We start from the raw sequence: 21,035 nt of genomic DNA on the forward strand, positions 1-21,035 counted from the left end.
CCTCAATCTTGCCCCCTGGCAGTTACCTTAGACTTTCCCCACTGAATTATTTTCCTGGTTTATATTTTCGTAGAACAACGGTGGGATGAGTGATGCTTAAGCGTTTCTTTGTAACGGGTACAGACACTTCTGTCGGGAAGACAGTGGCGTCCCGCGCGCTACTCCAGGCGCTGGCAGCCAGTGGTAAAACGGTGGCGGGTTACAAGCCTGTTGCCAAAGGGAGCAAAGAGACGCCGGAAGGGCTGCGCAATAAAGACGCGCTGGTGCTGCAAAGCGTTTCGTCGCTGGAGCTACCTTACCAGGCGGTCAACCCCATCGCATTAAGCGAAGAAGAGAGCAGCGTCGCGCACAGTTGCCCCATCAATTACACCCTGTTGTCGAATGGTCTGGCGGATCTCTGCAATCGCGTCGATCACGTGGTTGTGGAAGGCACCGGCGGCTGGCGTAGCTTAATGAATGATTTACGCCCGCTTTCGGAGTGGGTAGTGCAGGAGCAGATGGCGGTGGTGATGGTGGTGGGTATTCAGGAAGGTTGTCTCAACCACGCCTTGCTGACCGCTCAGGCCATCGCCAGCGACGGTTTGCCGCTGATTGGTTGGGTGGCGAACCGTATCAATCCGGGCCTTGCACACTACGCCGAAATTATTAACGTGTTGAGCAAAAAACTGCCCGCGCCGCTGGTCGGTGAATTGCCGTATCTGCCGCGCCCGGAACAGCGCGATTTGGCGCAATACATCAATCTGCAAATGGCGACCGGCATGCTAGTTGCCGACCGTATTCTGGCCTGACGCGGCCGTTCGCCTACAGCCCGTTATTTCTGTTTCTCCGCTTATACTCTTTATTGCATTTGATGCAAAAGTAGACAATTTAAGCGGAGAATCTTATGAGCACATCCCTTTACAGTAAAACCCCGTCAGTCACGGTGCTTGATAACCGCGCGCTGGCGGTACGCATTATCGCGTATCACCGCCATCCGGACACCCCGGACATCACCGACGAGCGTATCACCCGCCATCAGTTTGATGCGCGTGGCCTGCCGTCAGAAAGCGCTGATCCGCGCCTGTACGCTGCCGGGCTGGCGAATTTCAGTTATCTCCATGGACTGAACGGTATGACGCTGCGCACGCAGAGTGCCGATGCCGGTACATCCGTTGCCCTGAATGATGCCTCCGGGCGGACGTTTTTGCAGGTCAGCAATATTGGTGCGGCGAATGACCGCAGCGCTGCCGTGACCCGCACTTTTCAGTATGAAGAGGCCAGCCTGCCGGGGCGGCTGCTGGGCATTACCGAACAGGTTGCCGGCGACAGCGCGCACGTCACTGAGCGGTTTGTCTGGGGTGGTCATTCCGCAGATGAACAGAGCCACAATCTCGCCGGTCAGCTGGTCAGCCATTACGACCCGGCAGGCCTGCTTTCGACGGGCAGCATTTCTCTTGGCGGCGTACCGCTTTCCGTCACCCGCCAGCTGTTGCCGGATGACGCAGAAGCGGACTGGCAGGGCGCGGACGCCTCGGCGTGGAATGACCTGCTGGCGGGCGAAACCTACACTACCAACAGCACGGTCGACGCGGCCGGGAATGTACTGACCACCACCGACGCGAAAGGCAATATCCAGCGCGTGGCGTTTGATGTGGCGGGTCTGCTGAAGGGCAGCTGGCTGATGATGAATGGCGGTTCCGAGCAGATTATCGTGAAATCCCTGACATACTCCGCCGCCGGGCAGAAATTGCGCGAGGAGCACGGCAACGGTGTGGTCACCACATATTCGTACGAAGCGGAAACGCAGCGCCTTGTTGGCATTAAAACGGAACGAGTCTCCGCCGCAAAAGTGCTGCAGGATTTGCGCTACGAGTACGACCCGGTGGGTAACGTGCTGGTGATTACTAACGATGCCGAGGAGACGCGTTTCTGGCGCAATCAGCAAGTCGTTCCCGAAAACACCTACGCCTACGACAGCCTGTACCAGCTGGTCAGCGCCACTGGGAGCGAAATGGCCAGTGCGGTGCAGCAGACCAGCAACCTTCCGGCATATTCCTCTTTTGATGACGCCACCTACACGAACTACTCCCGCACTTACACCTACGATAATGCAGACAACCTGACAAAGATTCAGCACAGCGCACCCGCGTCCGGCAATAACTACACCACCAGCATCACCGTATCCGACCGTAGCAACCGCGCAGTGCTCAGCACACTCACGGAAAACCCGGCGGATGTGGAGGCGCTGTTCACTGCCGGTGGTCAGCAGAAACAGCTTTTACCGGGGCAGAGCCTGCTGTGGACGGCGCGCCAGGAACTGCAGAAAGTCACACCCGTAACCCGCGACGGCGCAGCCGACGACAGCGAACGTTACCGCTACGACGCCGCCAGCCAGCGCGTGCTGAAAATTACCTCACATCTGACCGGCAGCACCACGCAGACAAAACGGGTGATTTATCTGCCGGGACTGGAGCTGCGCAGCAGTGCAGCCGAAGAGTTACAGGTAATAGCCGTCGGCGTTGCCGGGCGCGCGCAGGTTCGGGTGCTGCACTGGGAAAGCGGGCAACCCGCCGGTATCAGTAACGACCCGATTCGTTACAGCTACGACAACCTCACCGGCAGCAGCGCACTGGAAGTGGACGGCAGCGGCGAACTTATCAGCCAGGAAGAGTATTACCCGTACGGCGGCACGGCGCTGTTTGCTGCACGCAGCCAGCTGGAGGCGGATTACAAAACGATTCGTTATTCCGGCAAGGAGCAGGACGCAACGGGGCTTTATTACTACGGTTACCGCTATTACCAGCCGTGGGCGGGGCGGTGGTTGAGTGTTGACCCGGCAGGCAGAATGGACGGGCTGAATTTGTTCAGAATGGTACGCAACAATCCCATCACGCTTCACGATAACAATGGGCTTGCACCCGTCGCAAAATCCCTTACCGCGCATGTACAACGCGCCGGTTTACAGGCCGAGCCGGTAGAAAGCTATCAGGATGTTTTTCACGCCATATTCCATGTTCATGGCGAGGCGGCATATAACGATGTTTGGGCAACACTCAGTGCAACTATTCCGTTAAGCAGCTCAGAGGCGATTACGCTGGAACATATGGAAGCGGTCGCTGATTTTATTGAAAAAAGGGGAATTGTTTCAGGAATGATTTATGCGAGTACAACGCCAGAGGACATAAGCATTGATGTCAGTGAAATAGAAAAAGAATTGCACAAAATACCGCTGAACGTATTGGAAAAAGCACATTCATTAGGCCAATTCATTACAGCCACGAATGATAATATTACTAATCATCCGGCCAGACGTTATTTAAAAGGCGTCACGCCGAGAGGCTGGCCGGAAGGGATGACATGGGATACGGTGCCTGGCGTGGGGGCTGTAGGCCAGGGCGCAGGGGAAGGATCTCATCCTGATGAAACCATTATTGCCTTAAGCCAAAATGCACAGGGCGGCTGGTCGCTGGCTGAGGGGCATTCATCATCAAGTTTAGTGTTACACGAATACGCACATGCTATTGATCGCAGTTTCGGTGAAAAGGCGCAGATGGGACCAAAAGGGACGGGTGCAGTTGGGGACTTTTTAAGCAGGCGAAATAGTTTCATCGTTGCCTGGGAACAAGATTTAGAGCACACCGATCCTGCCTCTGCTGATAATTATTACTGGCAAGGCGGTAGTGGAGGGGGCGCGGAAGAAGCATTTGCTGAAGGATTTAGCGAAATATACTCAGGGAAAAATGTTCACAATTGGCCGAATGTGAAATCCTATATTTCACATAAAATGCAACATCTCTAATGAGTCATTTATAAACGTTGAAGCATAAAGAATATTTTTGAACGGATAAATGGCGCGTGGTGGATAATCGTTCACCATTTGTTTAAAGCGGAACGTCAAAAGACGTTCCGCTTTACATTTTTAGCGAAACAGCGGTTTTTGCGCCACCGGAATAAGCAACTGCGATTGCCAATGCGCCAGCGTAAGCCGTGCAAGTTGCCCCAGCGCGTTGAAAAACGGGTGCTGCGCGTTATCACAAAACTCGGTAAGAAATCGCCCGCTCCACGGCAGCAGATGCCAGGCCAGTAATTGATCGCAGGCGGCGTGATTGCCTTGCTCCTCCAGCCATGCCACCATCAGCAGCAAGGTGCCGAAGTGATCTTCCGGCTCGTTTTGCCCGGTAGCGAACGCAATATTGTTGTCGCGCATCCACTGGCGCAGCGCCAGCGTCGAGTCGCCAAACAGTACGCTCTCTTTATCCAGCCATACCGAACCCCACGGCGGCGCGGGTAGCGCCCATGGGCCGATCAATAATCGTTGCCAGGCCTCGTTTAGCGGCTCGTCACAAGGTTGCGCGAACGCGTCGGCCAGCGGAATAAGTGTCTCTTCCGGTAACGGCCATTGTTCCAGCCACTCGCGGCTGCGTAGCGCGGCGACGAGCGGCGCGAACGGTTCGCTCTCTGGTGGATAGTAAAACAGCGCGCCCAGCACGCGGGCGGTAAAAATAAAAGTCTCGCGGGTTGCGTCCGTCATGGTTTCTCCAAAAAGCGCGGGTTTCCCCGCGCACTGTTATTAACCCGCGACGGCAACGCCAACGGTCATATGCAGGCCGTAAAACAGACCACGGCCAATGATTTCACCGGCTACCACCAGCACAACGCCCGCCAGCAAGCTGCTGACTTTCGGCTGTCTGCGCATCACCAGCGGGCAGATCCAGCAACCGAGACCGAGAGCGACCAGCAATAAACGCACCACCTGTAACAGACCGTAATCTGGTACCAGCGTTACGGCTTGCTGCACTGAGCTGTGGGTTTCGCCAAGCTGTATGCTTTGCAACGTCACTACGGCAACGCTTGCGATAAGTGCCGCAACGCTGATGGCGGCAAAACGAGAGGCCGGAAAGCGCATGCCCGCCAGACGCAGCAGCAACGCCGCCAGCAGCGGCCCACCCGTCAACATGGTGAGGAAAAATGCGGCGGTGGTGTAGCCGTTATGCCAGGTCGGCACGGTATCAATCTGGTAAACCCGCGTCATCGCCCAGACAAACAGCACCCCCAGCACCATGCTGATAATCAGCCAGCCGCGCCCCAGTGCATCGGGCAGTTTGCCAAGCCAGGCCAGCAGCCACCAGAAGCCGCCGACGGCGAAAAACAGCGATCCGGCGGCGATTTCATTACTGAGTGACGATGCGCCAATGCGGTTCAGCGAATTAAACGCACGCAGCGGTGAACCGAGGTGCATCATCGAGGCGATAAAACCGATGCCCATCAACACCCACAGCAAAAACTGGCTGCGGACAATCCGCACCTGGCCAGTATTGTCATCTCTGGCGTTCATCCAGACGAAGCCGGTGACAATCAATCCGCCCGCCACGCACTGGCCGAGCACCGTAAACAGAACCAGCGGCCATTCATGCCATCCGTTTCCCATCTCACACCTCCTGCGGGTTTGCCAGATAGCCAGTGGTATCCCCTGTCGGGCGGCTGTTGGCGTTTGGTTTGATGACAATATTGGGCTTCGTGAAGTGCGATGCCGGAAGCGGGGCGATAGCAGCGAGTTCTCCATGCTGCTTACGCAGTTCCTCAATCGGGCCGAAATCGAGCGCGCGCAGCGGGCAGGATCCCACGCAGATGGGCTTTTTCCCTTCTGCAACGCGGTCATAACAGCCGTCGCATTTGGTCATATGACCTTTTGCGGCGTTGTATTGCGGCGCGCCGTACGGGCAGGCCATATGGCAGTAGCGACAGCCGATGCAGACATCTTCGTCCACCACCACAAAACCGTCTTCCCGTTTGTGCATCGCACCGCTCGGGCAGACTTTGGTACAGGCCGGATCTTCGCAGTGGTTACAGGAAATCGACAGGTAATAGGCAAACACGTTTTGCTGCCAGACACCGTTATCTTCTTGCCAGTTGCCGCCAGCGTATTCATACACGCGGCGGAAGCTGACGTCCGGGGTTAAGTTTTTATAATCTTTACAGGCCAGCTCGCAGGTTTTACAACCGGTGCACCGGGCAGAATCGATAAAAAATCCATACTGGGTTGTCATCGGCTACTCCTTAAACCTTTTGAATGTCGACCAGATTGGTGTGCTGCGGGTTACCTTTCGCCAGCGGCGAAGGGCGGTGCGTGGTGAGCGTGTTCATGCAGCCACCGTGGTCAACGCGATCGCCGTCCATATTGGCTTGATGCCAGGCTCCCTGGCCCATGGCGCTGACGCCCGGCATGATGCGCGGCGTCACTTTCGCAGCGATACGTACTTCTCCGCGTTCGTTAAAGACGCGCACCATATCGCCCTGTTTGATCCCGCGTCGTTTCGCGTCAATCGGGTTGATCCACACCTCCTGGCGACACGCTTCCTGCAGCACATCAATGTTGCCGTAGCTGGAGTGGGTGCGCGCTTTGTAGTGAAAACCGAATAATTGCAGCGGGAGTTTCTCACGCGCCGGATCGTCCCAGCCTTCAAACGTTGAGGCGTAAATTGGCAGCGGGCTAATCACTTCGTCTTTATCCAGTTCCCAGCTGTTGGCAATTTCCGCCAGCTTGCTGGAGTAGATTTCAATTTTGCCGGAGGGGGTTTTCAGCGGGTTGGCGATCGGGTCGTCGCGGAATTTTTTATAGGCAACAAAGTGGCCGTTCGGATCTTTGCGCTTATAAATACCCATCGCTTTCAGGTCTTCATAAGAGGGCAGTTGCGGATCTTTGGCGACCATTTTGGCGTACAGGTATTTCAGCCACTCTTCCTGCGTGCGCCCTTCGGTAAATTTCTGATAGATATCCGGCCCCAGGCGGCGAGCGATTTCGCTGGTTATCCAGTAAATCGGTTTACGTTCGAACTTCGGCGCGGTGACGGGCTGGAGGAAAATCAGATAGCCCATGTTCCCGGCATAATCATTGGGGATGATGTCTTCCTGTTCGACGGTCATCAAATCCGGCAGCAGAATGTCAGCATACATCGCCGATGAGGTCATAAAGTTCTCAATGACCACAATCATTTCGCACTTGCTGTCGTCCTGCAGAATATCGTGGGTACGGTTGATATCGCCGTGCTGGTTGGTAATGGTGTTACCGGCATAGTTCCAGATAAATTTAATCGGCACATCAAGCTTATCTTTGCCGCGCACACCGTCGCGTTTGGCGGTCATTTCCGGGCCGCGGGCAATAGCATCGGTCCAGGTAAAGCACGAAATCGACGTTTTCACCGGATTTTCCGGCATCGGCATCCGTTCAATGGTGATGGTATAGGTGGATTCGCGCGCACCGCTGTTGCCGCCGTTGATGCCGACGTTACCCGTGAGGATCGGCAACATGGCAATGGCGCGCGAGGTCAACTCGCCGTTGGCCTGGCGCTGCGGTCCCCAGCCCTGGCAGATATAAGCGGGTTTGGCGCTGCCAATTTCCCGCGCCAGTTTGATGATTTTATCGGCGGGAATACCGGTGATGCGCGATGCCCACTGCGGTGTTTTAGCGATGCCGTCTTCGCCCTGGCCGAGAATATAGGCTTTGTAATGGCTGTTGGCGGGCGCATCGGCAGGCAGCGTTTTTTCGTCGTAGCCGACGCAATATTTATCCAGAAACGGTTGATCGACGAGGTTTTCGTTAATCAGCACCCACGCCATGCCGGCAACCAGCGCGGCATCGGTACCCGGACGAATCGGCACCCACTCATCTTCGCGTCCGGCGGCCGTATCGGTATAACGCGGATCGATAACGATCATCCGCGCATTTGAGCGTTCGCGTGCCTGCTCAAGGAAATAGGTAATGCCGCCGCCGCTCATGCGGGTTTCCGCCGGGTTGTTGCCGAACATCACTACCAGTTTGGTGTTTTCGATATCCGAGGTGCTGTTACCTTCATTAGAGCCGTAGGTGTAGGGCATCGCACAGGAGATTTGCGCGGTGCTGTAGGTGCCGTACTGGTTGAGAAAACCGCCATACATCGCCATCAGGCGGGCAATAATCGACGCTGAAGGGGAAGAGCGGGTGATGTTGCCGCCAACAATACCGGAGGAGTAATTAATGTAGACCGCTTCGTTACCGTATTTTTGCACCACGCTTTTCAAGCTGTTGGCGATAGTATCCAGTGCTTCGTCCCAACTGATGCGTTCAAACTTGCCTTCGCCGCGTTTACCGACGCGTTTCATGGGGTAGTTCAGGCGATCCGGATGGTTGATGCGCCGACGAATAGAACGCCCGCGCAGGCAGGCACGCACCTGGTGATTGCCGTAGATATCCTCGCCGGTATTATCGGTTTCGACCCAGTAAACTTCATCGTCACGGACATGCAAACGCAGCGCGCAGCGGCTACCGCAGTTGACCGAGCAGGCCCCCCACACCACTTTGTCTGGCGCGGGTTGCATCGCCTGTTGCACGGCAGCAGCGGCAGAACGCAGGCCAAAGGGCAGGGAAAAACTTCCGGCTGCCAGCGCAAGCGACCCTAAAGCAGTGGATTTAACCAACGTTCGTCGGCTGATCCCACCCTGGTGTTCAGTGTCGGACATAGCTCACTCCATTATTATTTATAATAAAAAGAAATTACCTGGCGTATTAAAAGCAGGCTAATGAAGTGATCATGTTAATCATTAGGGAGTAGAAGAATCTTAAGCGTGATCAAATAGAGGGAAATCCCCCTGAAATTGAGGGGGATTATATTTACTGCGTGCCGGTGCTTTCCTCGCTCTGCTGAACTGAACCGCTGTTGCGGGTGTAGAGAATTTTGTAAGTGTCATTGGCGCAATGACCGACGACCTGCGAACCTGCCTGGTCAGCCTGATCATTAGGCACGATGGTTAGCGTAAATCCCGTTTCCGGCACGCCATTATTGATAATACGTTGCTGAATATCGCTTTTAACCCGTTCGCATGAATCCGGCGCAGCGAACGCCGGTACAGAACCCACCAGCAGTAATGCGCAAAGCCAACGTGAATAGTGCATCCTCGTCTCCTTTTGTTTTACCCGCTCTAAGCTTAGCACCTGCGATGCCCACAAAAGGTAAATATCTGAATCATCTGAATAAGCCGCTATCGCTGTTTTAATAATTGCACCTCCGGTGGGAAATTGACCGGCACGGCGGTACTCAGGAATTCGCCAAGACGGTCAATGTTCTTTTTGCGCGGTGAATCTTTTGGCCACACCAGCCAGTAACTGTCGCCAGTGCTTATTGCTTGTGGGAAGGGTAGCGTTAGCTGATTTTGCGCCAGCGCGGACAGGCTGAGCAGCAGATCGCCAACCGCCACACCATGACCACCGATTGCCGCCTGGTAGGCTTGTTCCAGCGTGTCAAACACCGCGCCGCCGCCAGGGACGAGCGTGGGAAATAAACCGCTCCCGGCCTGCCAGCGCCGCCAGTCGCGGCGATCGCGTGAAGGGTGAATTAAGGTGCAATTGCTCAGATCGCGTTGCGCCAGTTCTTTAAGCGCCGGGGCGCAGAGCGGGATCAACCACTCATCAAATAAATGCAGGCATTGCGTGTACTCACCAAAATGGCCGTTGCCGAGCAGGATGGCGCAATCGAAGGGTTCGGTGCGGAAATCGACGGTGTCGATATCCATCCACACACTGCTGATCTCTACCTGCGGCGTGCTGTGTTGCTGGCGAAAAACGTTTAACACATCCAATAACCAGCGCATCGTCAGCGTCGACGGGGCTTTGAGCCGCAGTTGATGCTGGTGGCTGCGCAGTGTCTGGCAGGCATTTTCCAGTTGCAAAAAACCGTCCTGTAAACGAACAGCCAGCTGGCTTCCTGCGTCGGTCAGGGTAATTTTCGGGCCATGGCGCAGAAACAAACGACACCCAAACCACTCTTCAAGGGTGCGAATATGGCGGCTTACCGCACCGGGTGTGACATTGAGAAAAAGGGCTGCCTGGCTAAATGATGCCATTTGTGCGGCAACGGTAAATGCCCGTAATGCATAAAGTGGCGGCAGGTTTTGGTTCATCGGTTCGTTATCCATTGTGAGTTTTTTGCATAGCGAACGGCAGTTTAACTCGTTTTTCAGACCCGCGCTTTCTGGCGATACTCCGTCAATAAATAAAAGGAGGGAGATGATGGGGTCACTGAATGTGGTGCTGCTGGGAACGTACATTGGTGTGGTACTGACGTTACTGGCAACGCCCGGGCCGGTGGTGGCGCTGGTGTGCGCGGCGGCAGCGCGGGGCAACCATGCGCGCGCGTTTTTAACATTGGCAGGCACCAATCTGGCCTCGCTGGTGTTAATTGCGCTGGCGGGGTTAACGCTGGCCGGCGTGGTTACGCTCTCGGCCTGGCTACTAAATATGGTAGGGCTGGTGGGTTCGCTCTTTGTTGCGGTTAGCGCGGTGCAAGCATTGCGCGCCGTGCGGCGAGAAAAAGGCACAGAGATGTCGCAAAACGGCGGACAAGGCGGGTTTGTTATGAGCTTTATGACGGCCATCGCTAACCCAAAAGATATTCTGTTTTTTATCGCTTTTTTCCCGCAGTTTATCGGTATTACTGGCGATTTCACCGCCAGCATCTCGGTGCTTACTGTTATCTGGGTGGTGCTGGATTTTAGTGTCTTGACGCTCTATATCCTGGCCGTTAAACGCTGGCTACCAACGGGGCAAAGTGGACGTTTTGCTACCTTCTCATCGCTGATTTTATTGTTAATAGGCGTAAGCGGCGTTAGTTATTCGCTGTTGTTACTCGCCAGTCACCAGGCATAGCCACAAAGAAGTCATTGCCCTAAGCTATAAAGCTTTTGCTAATATAAGCGCATTACAAAAGAAAAATGTGGTGAAACCATTGAAAAAACAGCTGTTACTTATCTCTCTGGCGGTGGTGCTTGCCGGATGTGATAAGCCGAAGGGACCCGTTTCATTCACGCCGGAAATGGCGAGCTTCTCGAATGAATTCGATTTTGATCCGTTGCGTGGACCGGTTAAAGATTTCAGCCAGACGTTACTTAACGATAAAGGTGAAGTCACGAAACGCGTTACCGGAACGATGTCGAAAGAGGGATGTTTCGATACGCTTGAACTGCACGATCTCGAAAACAACAGCGGCGTGTCTCTGGTGCTGGATGCCAACTACTATGTCGAGGCGGAATCGAAGGAAAAACGTCTGCGTTTGCAGGGCAAATGCCAACTGGCGGAGTTCCCGGCAGCGGGCGTAACCTGGGACACCGACGATAACGGATTTGTGGTTCGCGCAACCGGCAAGGAGATAGAGGTCAAATACCGCTATGACGATGAAGGGTATCCGCTGGGGAAAACCACGGCATCGAAAGACGCGACGTTGTCTGTTGTGTCTACGCCTTCGAAAGACAAGCGCAAAAAGCTCGATTACACCTCTGTCAGCACGCTGAACGATAAGCCGCTGGGCAATGTCAAACAGGCCTGCGAATACGACAGCCATGATAACCCGGTGAGTTGCAGCCTGGAGATTGTGGACGAAAGTGTTACGCCGCAGGTGACGCATAAATACAGCATCAAAAACACCATCGAGTATTATTGATGCCGCTGGCCACCGTGCTTTATTGCGCGGTGGGTTTCAGTAGCGTCGGGCCGCTTGTTTTGTGGTTTTCAAGATATTGCTGCTGGAAAATACACATGCGAATGGTGTTGCGGTACTCACCATTAATAAAGAATTCATGGATTAATTCACCTTCGACCATAAATCCCAGCTTGCGGTAAATGTGAATCGCTTTTTCGTTCTCTTTATCAACGATCAGATAGAGCTTGTACAGATTCAGTACCGTAAATCCGTAATCCATCGCCAGCTTCGCGGCTTGTGATGCCAGCCCTTTGCCCTGATATTCCGGGGAGATGATTATCTGAAATTCTGCACGGCGGTGAACGTGGTTGATTTCGACCAGCTCCACTAATCCGGCTTTTTCACCATCGCACTCCACCACAAAACGGCGTTCGCTTTGATCGTGAATATGCTTGTCATACAAGTCAGAAAGTTCAACAAAGGCTTCGTAGGGTTCTTCAAACCAGTAACGCATGACGCTGGCGTTGTTATCCAGTTGGTGAACGAAGCGCAAATCCTCGCGCTCGAGCGGGCGCAGGCGGACGGTGTAAACGTCACTCATGAAAAGTCCTTTTAGGTAAGCGGAAATCGGGCGCGCAAGCGCCCGGGGCGGTTAGCGAATTTGCTGTCCGGTACGGCGATCCAGACAACGCAGAGTGTTGGGTTCCCAGTAGGCGTTGAGGTTGCTGCTTTTCTGGCATTTGTCCTGCGCATCAAACGCGACATCGGTTTTATCCCACTCTTTTTCCACGCGTTTGTTCACTTTGCTACGCAGGCTGCGGGTGTCATTCCATTGCTCTTTTTCCATCGCTGCGGATTGGCGGCTTTGCGCGTTATCGCCGGATTCAATCACCAGACGGTTGGTTTCGGCCAGTGCGGAGGTGGTGTACACGATGGCACCCAGCGTCAGCATTGCGGTGAGGCACAGGCGTTTGCTAAGTGTTTTAGTCATTGCGATTTCCTTAATTTGAGGGAGAAACAAGATGCCCATATCACTCTATTCTATGCGATCTCAGCCACACGGGATAGCCAGCCGGGACTCACTCTCAGAGCATTATCAGGTATGATAGTTCAACCAAGTTTGAATCAACGTGTCTCTGATGCTGAAAACAACACTCCTGTTCTTTGCCACCGCGCTGTGTGAAATCGTCGGTTGTTTTTTGCCCTGGCTGTGGCTAAAACGCGGCGCTACGCCACTGTTAATTATTCCCGCAGCGTTCGCGCTGGCCATGTTCGTCTGGTTGTTAACACTGCATCCGGCGGCCAGTGGGCGCGTTTACGCGGCTTACGGCGGCGTTTATGTGTGTACCGCATTGATTTGGCTACGAGTGGTCGATGGCGTAAAACTCAGCGTTTATGACTGGCTTGGGGCGCTCATCGCCATGTGCGGGATGTTGATCATTGTTGCGGGCTGGGGACGCGCGTAATGTACGCCGTTTTCGATACTGAGTGTGGCAGACTGGCTGTCCGCATGCCTTCTTCGTTTCTCTCCACGCTTTAGCTCTTTGTGAGACGGTTTGAATAGCCCCAGAGGCGATACCCGGCTCGCGAAGCCGCTTCTGGCGCATGGTGCTTATGACGCACAGTTGCAGATTTTGACCTTGCGGGAATTTCTTCACTATTGCCGGTTCAGCAAGTCTGTTTAAAATGATGTCCGCTGCATACTAACGGATTGATTTTTTGTCGAACTCTTCATGCGTATTGCTCGCGAGCGTTATTATTTTTAAAACGCTTTTTCCACAATTCCACAATTCCACAATTCCACAATTCCACAATTCCACAATTCCACAATTCCACAATTCCACATCGCCACGCATTCTGCACAAACACGTTAACTCCTCTCATTTTCGCGCTGAATACATTCATCGGTTTAAAGCAAAGTTGAATATGTGGTTTTTTGACACATTTGGTTACCATTCTAGTTAGTGTAGTCCGCAAATCCTGTCGCAAATCATAGTCTGCTTTACAGCAGTCCGTAATCTATTGAACCACTGTTTCACTTAATAAGATGAGTCTCACCATGGAAAACAGGCTATTAAAGGCGAAAGCCACGTTACCTACTTATGACCGTAACAAACTGGTTGCGCGCATTGTGCACCTCGGTTTTGGCGCGTTTCATCGCGCGCATCAGTCAGTTTATGCCGATATTCTTGCCGCAGAGCATGGCAGTGACTGGGGCTATTGCGAGGTCAATTTGATTGGCGGTGAGCAGCAAATTGCCGATCTCAAGCAGCAGGATAACCTCTATACCGTGGCGGAAATGTCTGCCGACGCGTGGACTGCGCGTGTGGTTGGCGTAGCAAAACGCGCCCTGCACGCACAGGTGGATGGCCTGGAAACCGTGCTCGCTGCTATGTGCGAACCGCAGGTTGCCATTGTTTCACTGACCATCACCGAGAAAGGCTATTGCCACTCTCCGGCGACCGGCAAACTGATGCTCGATCACCCATTAATTGTCGGCGACCTGCAAAACCCGCAGCAGCCAAAATCGGCCGCGGGCGTGGTCGTGGAAGCCCTGGCGCGCCGTAAAGCCGCCGGTTTACCGGCGTTCAGCGTGATGTCCTGCGACAACATGCCGGAAAACGGCCATGTCACCCGCAATGTGGTCTGCGCTTACGCGCGCGCGGTGAGCGCAGAATTGGGTGACTGGATTGAAGCGAATGTGACGTTCCCGTCAACCATGGTAGACAGAATTGTTCCGGCTGTGACCGCCGAAACGCTGGATAAAATCGAACAACTGACCGGTGTCCGCGATCCTGCGGGCGTGGCCTGTGAGCCGTTCCGCCAGTGGGTGATTGAAGATAATTTCGTGGCGGGTCGTCCGGCGTGGGAAAAAGCTGGCGCTGAGCTGGTGGCGGATGTGGTGCCGTTTGAAGAGATGAAACTGCGCATGCTGAACGGCAGCCACTCCTTCCTGGCGTATCTGGGTTATCTGGCCGGTTATCAGCACATTAACGAGTGTATGGAAGACGAGAATTATCGTCGCGCCGCGCACGCGTTGATGTTGAAAGAGCAGGCGCCAACGCTGAAAGTGCAGGGTGTGGATCTGGCGCATTACGCCGATCTGCTGATCGCGCGTTACAGCAATACCGCATTGCGTCACCGCACCTGGCAGATCGCCATGGACGGTAGCCAGAAACTGCCGCAGCGTATGCTGGATTCTGTGCGCTGGCATTTAGTGCATCAGCGTGATTTCTCCCTGCTGGCGCTGGGTATTGCTGGCTGGATGCGCTATGTAGGTGGCGTCGACGAGCAGGGGCAAGCGATCGAAGTGTGCGATCCGTTGCTGACAGTGATTCAGAACGCGGTTAACAGCAGCGCGCAAGGTGAAGCCCGTGTGCAGGCATTGCTTGGAATTGAGGCGATTTTTGGCAATGAAATGCCCAAAGACGCGACCTTTGTGGCTCAGGTGAAAAAAGCCTATCTGACATTGCTGGAGAAAGGCGCGAAAGTCACAGTGGCGCAGTACGCCGCAGCGCTTTAACTGCGAGCCTTTAATTCAATACAGAAACAGTGAATGCCGCCATGGCGGCATTCTTTTTTACCACACGCTTTTTAACGCTTAGTGCAAGCCAAGACGAATCAATTCAACCGGTTCGAATTTACCTTCGCAGCCTTCCACTTCCACCGTTTTGCTACGGCGCACCTGCGCGGGGTTTAATCCATCGGCGTGAATCGCGACGATTTTGCCAGTACGGCCAGTGCCATTAATCATCACGCGCGTACCGGTGGTGATAGCGTTACGGTTACGATCATACGTCATCATGGTGGTTTCTCCTTATTGAAATCCGCAAAACGAAACGGGGCAGAAGATGTCCCCGAAATGGACGCCTTATAAATACGCCCCTGAGCTGATGAGTTTTTGTTTTTGATCAAAGTCACACTTTTTTGCGCGAAAAAAATGTGACCTGGCGGAGATAAGAAAGGGGGAGGATTACTCTTCGCTGAACCAGTCGCGGTTTTCCTGGCGGATGGTTTTTACTGACTCGCTGATTTCCTGCAAATGCAGGGTCATGGCGCGATCAACGGCGTCGGCATCGCGTTTTTCCAGCGCGGTGAAAATATCGATGTGCTGGCGCAGCAGCATTTCTGGCGGCGAAACATGATCAAGGCTCATGTAACGCACGCGGTCGATGGTCGCTTTAATATTTTCGATAGTGTCCCACGCTAACTGGCAGTCGGCGATGAGCGCCAGCTTCTGGTGGAAATTATCGTCCAGCTCAAAAAAGTCATTCAGTTGCTTACGCTCAATCGCGGTACGCTGCTGATTCAGGTTTTGCTCCAGCTGATAACAGGCGCTGTCATCAATCATCGTTGCGGCGCGGCGGGCGACGGCGCACTCAATGGCCTGACGAACAAAACAGCCGTTACGCACCTGCGTCATGGAGATTTTATTGACGTAGCTACCGCGCTGCGGGCGGATTTGAATCAAGCCGTTTTCAGCTAGTTTAATAAAGGCTTCGCGTACCGGCTGGCGTGAAACGTCAAAGCGCACCGACACCTCTTTTTCGGACAACGGCGTGCCTGGCGGGATCAGGCAATGGACGATGTCCCGCCGTAAGATGCGGTAAATTTGTTGATTGACGGGCTGTGTAGGGTTGAGTTGCGTTTCAGCGGCCATTCGCTCTTACTTTTTAAAGGGTTAACCTGTCTACCATACCATTAATTTAACGTACATCCCATACCCGGCCCGCAGGCCGGGCGGGGAAATTACCCTTCGCGGTGCACGCTAAGACCAGCATATGTCTGGCTGACCGGCATCATTTCGAGGGTGTTGATATTGACATGCTTCGGTAACGTGGCGACCCACCACACCGCTTCGGTAACGTCTTCCGGCGTCAGCGCAGTGGTGTTCTCGTAAGTTTTCCCGGCTTTCGCGTCATCGCCTTTAAAGCGCACATTTGAAAACTCGGTGCCGCCTACCAGACCCGGCTCGATATTGGTCACGCGCACGGCGGTGCCGCTGAGATCGGTACGTAAGTTGAGGCTGAATTGCCGTACAAAGGCTTTGCTCGCGCCATAGACGTTACCGCCTGCATAAGGCCAGCTGCCGGCGGTGGAACCGATATTGATGACGTGGCCGCGATTACGCTCAACCATGCCCGGCAGCACCGCGCGCGTCATATACACCAGACCTTTATTGTTGGTGTCGATCATGGTTTCCCAGTCATCGACATTCGCTCGGTGTGCCGGCTCCAGACCCAACGCCAGACCTGCGTTGTTAACCAGTACATCAATTTCGCGCCACGCGGCAGGCAGGGTAGAGATAAACTCTTCAATCGCCGCGCGGTTGCGCACGTCCAGTTGTGCGGTATAGAGGTTATCGCCCAGTTCGTCCTTCAGTTCCTGCAAACGCTCCTGACGGCGGCCTGTAGCAATCACTTTATGGCCGTTCTGAATAAAACGGCGTGTAATACCTTCGCCAAAACCCGCGGTTGCCCCGGTAACCAGAATAATCATCTCACTGTTCCTCAACGCTTTTTGTGGTGTAGCGACATAGCATGCACCGCTTTATAGCGGTAACACAACTTATCCCGCATACAGTGTGGCAAAAAACGCTGGCTCATGCGCGAAAGCAGAGAAATGATTGCGATGCGCGCGGCGGATGCCTACTCTGAGATGAATCACGCATTCAGGAGCGAAATATGTCGGTCACGAATCCTTTCTTTTCTGCCAGCACACTGCCTTACCAGGCGCCGCCGTTTGATGTCATTAATCAGGAGCATTACCGCCCGGCGTTTGATGAAGGAATACGACAAAAACGCGCTGAAATCGCCGCTATCACGCAGGATCCTGCGCCAGCGGATTTCGACAACACCTTGTTGGCTCTGGAGCGCAGCGGCGCGCTGCTCACCTATGTCACCAGTGTCTTTTTTGCCATGACATCGGCCCATACCAATGACTTTTTACAACAGCTGGATGAGGCGTTTTCAACTGAACTGGCAGAGCTGGCGAACGATATTTACCTCGACGATGCCCTGTTTGCCCGCGTGGAAGCGGTATGGAAGCAGCGCGACGCGCTGTCTCTGGATGCCGAATCCTTGCGTCTGGTGGAAACCACTTATCAGCGCTTTATGCTGGCGGGCGCAACGCTGAGCGCGCAGGACAAAGCGACGCTGAAAGCGCTGAACACCGAATCAGCCACTTTGACGAGCCAGTTTAACCAGCGTCTGCTGGCGGCGGACAAAGCCGGCGGGCTGGTGGTGGATTATGCCCATCAGCTTGATGGTTTGAGTGCAGAAGAGATTGCCATTGCTGCCGAGGCAGCAAAAGCCAAAGGGCTGGAAAACCGTTGGTTGTTATCGTTATTGAATACCACCCAGCAACCGGCGCTGGCGGCGTTACGCGATCGCCAGACGCGTGAAAATCTGTTTAAGGCGAGCTGGCTGCGAACGCAAAAAGGGGATGCCAACGACACCCGCGCTATTGTGTTGCGCCTTGTGCAGTTACGCGCGAAGCAAGCCAAACTTCTCGGATTTGCCGATTTTGCCAGCTGGAAGATTGCCGATCAGATGGCGGCAACGCCGCAGGCGGCGCTGGATTTCATGCGTGATATTGCACCCGCCGCGCGTGCACGCGCCGAACGAGAACTGGCCGATATCCAGCAGGTTATCGATACGCAGCAGGGCGGTTTTACCGCGCAGGCCTGGGATTGGGCGTTTTATGCCGAGCAGGTGCGTCTGGCGAAATATTCGCTGGATGAATCACAAATCAAACCGTATTTTGCGCTGAATACCGTGCTTACCGAGGGCGTTTTTTGGGCCGCGAGCGAGCTGTTTGGTCTTCGTTTTACTGAACGGTTTGATATTCCTGTCTATCACCCGGATGTTCGCGTATGGGAAATTTTTGACGCGGATGGTGCTGGATTAGCGCTGTTCTATGGTGATTATTTCGCCCGCGACTCAAAAAGCGGGGGCGCATGGATGGGCAATTTCGTCGAGCAGTCAACGCTCAACGGCACACAACCGGTGATCTACAACGTTTGTAATTACCAGAAACCCGCAGCCGGGCAGACGGCGTTGCTTTCGTGGGATGACGTCATTACGCTGTTCCATGAATTTGGACACACCCTGCACGGGCTGTTCGCCAGCCAACGTTACGCCAGCCTCTCCGGCACCAATACGCCGCGTGATTTTGTCGAGTTCCCGTCGCAAATCAATGAGCACTGGGCCAGCCAGCCGCAGGTATTTACCCGCTATGCCCGCCACTACCAAAGCGGTGAACCGATGCCGGAGGCACTGCGCGAGAAGATGTTGCGCGCCACGCAGTTTAATAAAGGTTACGACATGACCGAACTATTAAGCGCAGCGCTGCTGGATATGAACTGGCATGCGCTGGCGGACGGCGAGAACGTAAGCGATGTGGAGAGTTTTGAGGCGCAAGCACTGCGCAAAGAGCATCCCGATTTGGCAGCGGTTCCGCCGCGGTATCGCAGCAGCTATTTTGCCCATATTTTCGGCGGCGGTTATGCGGCCGGTTATTACGCTTATCTATGGACGCAAATGCTGGCGGATGATGGTTATCAGTGGTTTGTGGAGCAGGGCGGATTAACGCGCGAAAACGGGCAGAAGTTCCGGGAGGCGATTTTATCCCGTGGCAACAGCGAAGATCTGGCTGCGCTTTATCGCCAGTGGCGCGGTCACGATCCTGAGATCGAACCGATGCTGAAAAACCGGGGATTGAGTGAATAGCGCGAGAAAATTGCTTTAAAAACTTACATAACCCGCCAGAGCATTGACCTGAATATGCCCGGCAAATACCGTGGACGTGGTGATGAATCCCCCTGCGCGGAGGGGCTACCAGTCATACCTTTTTGGGGTGAAAGCGGGTTCTGCGGGCTGGAGCAGACTCACCGGGAGGCACCCGGCATCACCGAAATCTGTATCGCCAGAGGCTTTTTTTCTTAAAGGCCTCTGGCGTTTTTCTTAAATCACCACGCCTCAAATCCCTGTTTTTACCCATTTCATTTATTAAATTGCGGGCTAGTTCACACTTCCTGGCGTAGCGTTATCCCTCTCATTAAGCCAAATTAAAGGATCTGATTTTACGGCTTAACATTCTGTGGCATTACGCAGGCAGTGAGAAAGTGGCTGTGCTAATGTCGAGTGCTATTTAAGCAACTGAGGTAACCGACATGACCAAAAATGTAGTGGTAATACGCGCCGGTGGTAAGGTTGAAAACGTGACCGTGGAAGATAATGCAAAATCGGTCACGTTTAAAAATGAGCAAAGCTCTTTTCTTGAAATCCCAATTGAACCCTGGGAACTAGATGGAGAAACCTTCCTCGTTGCCCGATTTTCTGACCTGGTCAGCCAGCAGGAAACTGAACAAGCCATCCGGAAATTTTACTGATCAACAACCGCCCGCGGGCGGTTTTTTTATGCAGTATGCGGAGATGTAAATGGAAAATGAACGTGAAGTTTCAGACACTGCCGCTCCTACGGTGAGCACCCAGGATAGCGCCTTATCGCATCTGGTCTCCTGTGCCAACCTTGGCGCAGGTATGGTGGTGACGTTGGTTGTCGGTGGCCAGGTGGTGGCGGGTGAACTCGTATCCGGGCAGGAATATGCGTTATATACCGCGAAATCTATTCGAGCTATTCAGGGAGATGACGCGTCGCTGAAAAATTCCATCGCGCTTTTCTTTGATGATCTGGCTAATGATTATCGCGTTGAAGAGGGGCACGATATTCCGCTTAATTATTTACATATTAAAGATCCCTCATGGATGACGGGAACTGGCGGTTGGACGAGCGTAAAAGGGACAATATTACGTGTCCATATTGCGAAAGTGAGCGGCTTTTCTTTAGGGAAAGCGAAAAACGCCTGAATAAAGGAAATTAAAAGGGCCTCAAATGAGGCCCTTCCTATAACACTTGTTTTGGCCACCGCCTTCTTCGTAGTGCGGGTATACAGGATCTGGCTGTAAGTCTTGCGCCACAAACCGAGCAAATGGCCCCGTGAGGCATACGTTGACCCGGGCAGAATGTGGTAAATAAAAACTTTTGGCTGCTGCAAACCGGGCATTTAAATTTGATATTGGGGATAACCCCTCCGGTCTGTGAAATGGAGATACGACGTTATCACAAACTTTATACGCCGAAAGATATATCTTCTGTAATTTCAATAGCAAAAGACACTTCACCACAGAAAAACGTTTCGATGAAACCCGTTTCACTAATGATGCGAGCGAGGATCGTTCTACGCTTGTTTAGGTTTTATTGAGGAAGGCAATGCTAGATTGGTTGGCAGTCGTTAACCTGTCGTTTGAGTTAGCGCGTAGAACAATAGCAATCTATCCATGCAAGCATTGACCGCCTTTTAAGGGCGGTTTTTTTTTGCCTGTTTGTTCCGGACGAGCAAAAAGAAATGGCCCCTTACGTTTTTTCGCAAGGGGCCATATCGGCGGGGGATTATCAGCGATCATCAGTCATCCCATTTGTGGCTGAAATAAGCAGCAAGGAACCCGGAAAAAACAATAATGCCCAGTACTGCGATAAAAACATGCATATTTGCCATGGTGTCAACTCTCCATTTAATTAACCAACTTGCCTCTCTTACCTTAATTG

At 53.6% G+C, this 21,035-nt stretch carries 21 protein-coding genes; 9 read left to right on the top strand and 12 right to left on the bottom strand.

Annotated features, from left to right (window positions below; genetic code table 11):
- Positions 1-92 precede the first annotated feature (92 nt).
- A complete protein-coding gene (bioD, locus tag ACFX4U_RS01585) occupies positions 93-788 on the top strand; it encodes a dethiobiotin synthase (RefSeq protein WP_044489367.1) in 696 nt (231 codons plus the stop codon).
- Positions 789-883: 95 nt separating this feature from the next.
- The gene (locus ACFX4U_RS01590; RefSeq protein ID WP_349350578.1) at positions 884-3,778 is read left to right on the top strand and encodes an RHS repeat-associated core domain-containing protein; all 2,895 of its coding nucleotides are present in this window, start codon (positions 884-886) and stop codon (positions 3,776-3,778) included.
- 120 nt (positions 3,779-3,898) lie between these two features.
- Here the strand turns inward: ACFX4U_RS01590 and dmsD are convergent, their stop codons facing one another.
- The 6 genes from dmsD to ACFX4U_RS01620 all read right to left on the bottom strand — a co-directional run bounded on the left by dmsD (position 3,899) and on the right by ACFX4U_RS01620 (position 9,912).
- Positions 3,899-4,510: a Tat proofreading chaperone DmsD gene (dmsD, locus tag ACFX4U_RS01595; protein WP_313507077.1), complete on the bottom strand. Its 612-nt coding sequence runs from the start codon at positions 4,508-4,510 to the stop codon at positions 3,899-3,901.
- A gap of 39 nt (positions 4,511-4,549) precedes the next feature.
- Positions 4,550-5,407 carry a dimethyl sulfoxide reductase anchor subunit family protein gene (locus ACFX4U_RS01600; RefSeq protein ID WP_313507076.1) on the bottom strand — a complete coding sequence of 286 codons (858 nt, stop codon included), beginning with the start codon at positions 5,405-5,407 and terminating at the stop codon, positions 4,550-4,552.
- A 1-nt stretch (position 5,408) separates the two neighbouring features.
- A complete protein-coding gene (locus ACFX4U_RS01605) occupies positions 5,409-6,026 on the bottom strand; it encodes a DMSO/selenate family reductase complex B subunit (protein ID WP_305736188.1) in 618 nt (205 codons plus the stop codon).
- A 10-nt stretch (positions 6,027-6,036) separates the two neighbouring features.
- Positions 6,037-8,475, bottom strand: a complete 2,439-nt coding sequence (gene ynfE, locus ACFX4U_RS01610; RefSeq protein ID WP_313507075.1) for a selenate/tellurate reductase subunit YnfE — start codon at positions 8,473-8,475, stop codon at positions 6,037-6,039.
- Between the two features lie 151 nt (positions 8,476-8,626).
- Positions 8,627-8,908, bottom strand: coding sequence for a DUF1161 domain-containing protein (locus ACFX4U_RS01615; RefSeq protein ID WP_313507074.1), 282 nt, complete (start codon positions 8,906-8,908; stop codon positions 8,627-8,629).
- A gap of 86 nt (positions 8,909-8,994) precedes the next feature.
- Complete coding sequence (locus ACFX4U_RS01620; protein ID WP_313507150.1) at positions 8,995-9,912, bottom strand: LysR substrate-binding domain-containing protein; 918 nt, start codon at positions 9,910-9,912, stop codon at positions 8,995-8,997.
- Between the two features lie 106 nt (positions 9,913-10,018).
- Here ACFX4U_RS01620 and ACFX4U_RS01625 point away from each other — a divergent pair, with 106 nt between their 5' ends.
- Together ACFX4U_RS01625 and ACFX4U_RS01630 are read left to right on the top strand one after the other, a co-directional pair.
- Positions 10,019-10,657, top strand: a complete 639-nt coding sequence (locus ACFX4U_RS01625) for a LysE family transporter (protein ID WP_313507072.1) — start codon at positions 10,019-10,021, stop codon at positions 10,655-10,657.
- Between the two features lie 79 nt (positions 10,658-10,736).
- Positions 10,737-11,447, top strand: coding sequence for a YnfC family lipoprotein (locus ACFX4U_RS01630; RefSeq protein WP_313507149.1), 711 nt, complete (start codon positions 10,737-10,739; stop codon positions 11,445-11,447).
- 19 nt (positions 11,448-11,466) lie between these two features.
- On the opposite strand, the gene speG is transcribed toward ACFX4U_RS01630, so the two are convergent.
- The gene (speG, locus tag ACFX4U_RS01635) at positions 11,467-12,027 is read right to left on the bottom strand and encodes a spermidine N1-acetyltransferase (RefSeq protein ID WP_313507070.1); all 561 of its coding nucleotides are present in this window, start codon (positions 12,025-12,027) and stop codon (positions 11,467-11,469) included.
- A 51-nt stretch (positions 12,028-12,078) separates the two neighbouring features.
- Complete coding sequence (locus ACFX4U_RS01640) at positions 12,079-12,417, bottom strand: DUF1283 family protein (protein WP_017456684.1); 339 nt, start codon at positions 12,415-12,417, stop codon at positions 12,079-12,081.
- Between the two features lie 148 nt (positions 12,418-12,565).
- Between ACFX4U_RS01640 and ACFX4U_RS01645 the strand changes: the two genes are divergently transcribed.
- Positions 12,566-12,892, top strand: coding sequence for a YnfA family protein (locus ACFX4U_RS01645; RefSeq protein WP_025263628.1), 327 nt, complete (start codon positions 12,566-12,568; stop codon positions 12,890-12,892).
- A 593-nt stretch (positions 12,893-13,485) separates the two neighbouring features.
- A complete protein-coding gene (locus ACFX4U_RS01650) occupies positions 13,486-14,949 on the top strand; it encodes a fructuronate reductase (RefSeq protein WP_349350577.1) in 1,464 nt (487 codons plus the stop codon).
- A gap of 78 nt (positions 14,950-15,027) precedes the next feature.
- Here the strand turns inward: ACFX4U_RS01650 and ydfZ are convergent, their stop codons facing one another.
- From ydfZ to ydfG, 3 genes are all read right to left on the bottom strand, one after another.
- Positions 15,028-15,231, bottom strand: a complete 204-nt coding sequence (ydfZ, locus tag ACFX4U_RS01655; RefSeq protein WP_313507068.1) for a putative selenium delivery protein YdfZ — start codon at positions 15,229-15,231, stop codon at positions 15,028-15,030.
- A gap of 168 nt (positions 15,232-15,399) precedes the next feature.
- On the bottom strand, positions 15,400-16,086 hold the full coding sequence (locus ACFX4U_RS01660) for a GntR family transcriptional regulator (RefSeq protein ID WP_313507066.1): 687 nt from the start codon (positions 16,084-16,086) through the stop codon (positions 15,400-15,402).
- An 89-nt stretch (positions 16,087-16,175) separates the two neighbouring features.
- Positions 16,176-16,925, bottom strand: coding sequence for a bifunctional NADP-dependent 3-hydroxy acid dehydrogenase/3-hydroxypropionate dehydrogenase YdfG (ydfG, locus tag ACFX4U_RS01665; protein WP_313507063.1), 750 nt, complete (start codon positions 16,923-16,925; stop codon positions 16,176-16,178).
- A gap of 185 nt (positions 16,926-17,110) precedes the next feature.
- Here ydfG and dcp point away from each other — a divergent pair, with 185 nt between their 5' ends.
- The 3 genes from dcp (at position 17,111) to ACFX4U_RS01680 (ending at position 20,296) form a co-directional block, all read left to right on the top strand.
- The gene (dcp, locus tag ACFX4U_RS01670; protein ID WP_313507062.1) at positions 17,111-19,156 is read left to right on the top strand and encodes a peptidyl-dipeptidase Dcp; all 2,046 of its coding nucleotides are present in this window, start codon (positions 17,111-17,113) and stop codon (positions 19,154-19,156) included.
- Between the two features lie 443 nt (positions 19,157-19,599).
- Positions 19,600-19,818: a hypothetical protein gene (locus ACFX4U_RS01675; RefSeq protein WP_007374905.1), complete on the top strand. Its 219-nt coding sequence runs from the start codon at positions 19,600-19,602 to the stop codon at positions 19,816-19,818.
- Between the two features lie 49 nt (positions 19,819-19,867).
- Positions 19,868-20,296, top strand: a complete 429-nt coding sequence (locus ACFX4U_RS01680) for a hypothetical protein (RefSeq protein ID WP_313507057.1) — start codon at positions 19,868-19,870, stop codon at positions 20,294-20,296.
- A 596-nt stretch (positions 20,297-20,892) separates the two neighbouring features.
- Here ACFX4U_RS01680 and mgtS read toward each other — a convergent pair.
- Positions 20,893-20,985: a protein MgtS gene (mgtS, locus tag ACFX4U_RS01685; protein WP_016496180.1), complete on the bottom strand. Its 93-nt coding sequence runs from the start codon at positions 20,983-20,985 to the stop codon at positions 20,893-20,895.
- Between the last annotated feature and the right edge of the window lie 50 nt (positions 20,986-21,035).

This window comes from Kosakonia sp. YIM B13588, assembly GCF_042788165.1.
Lineage (GTDB): Bacteria > Pseudomonadota > Gammaproteobacteria > Enterobacterales > Enterobacteriaceae > Kosakonia > Kosakonia sacchari.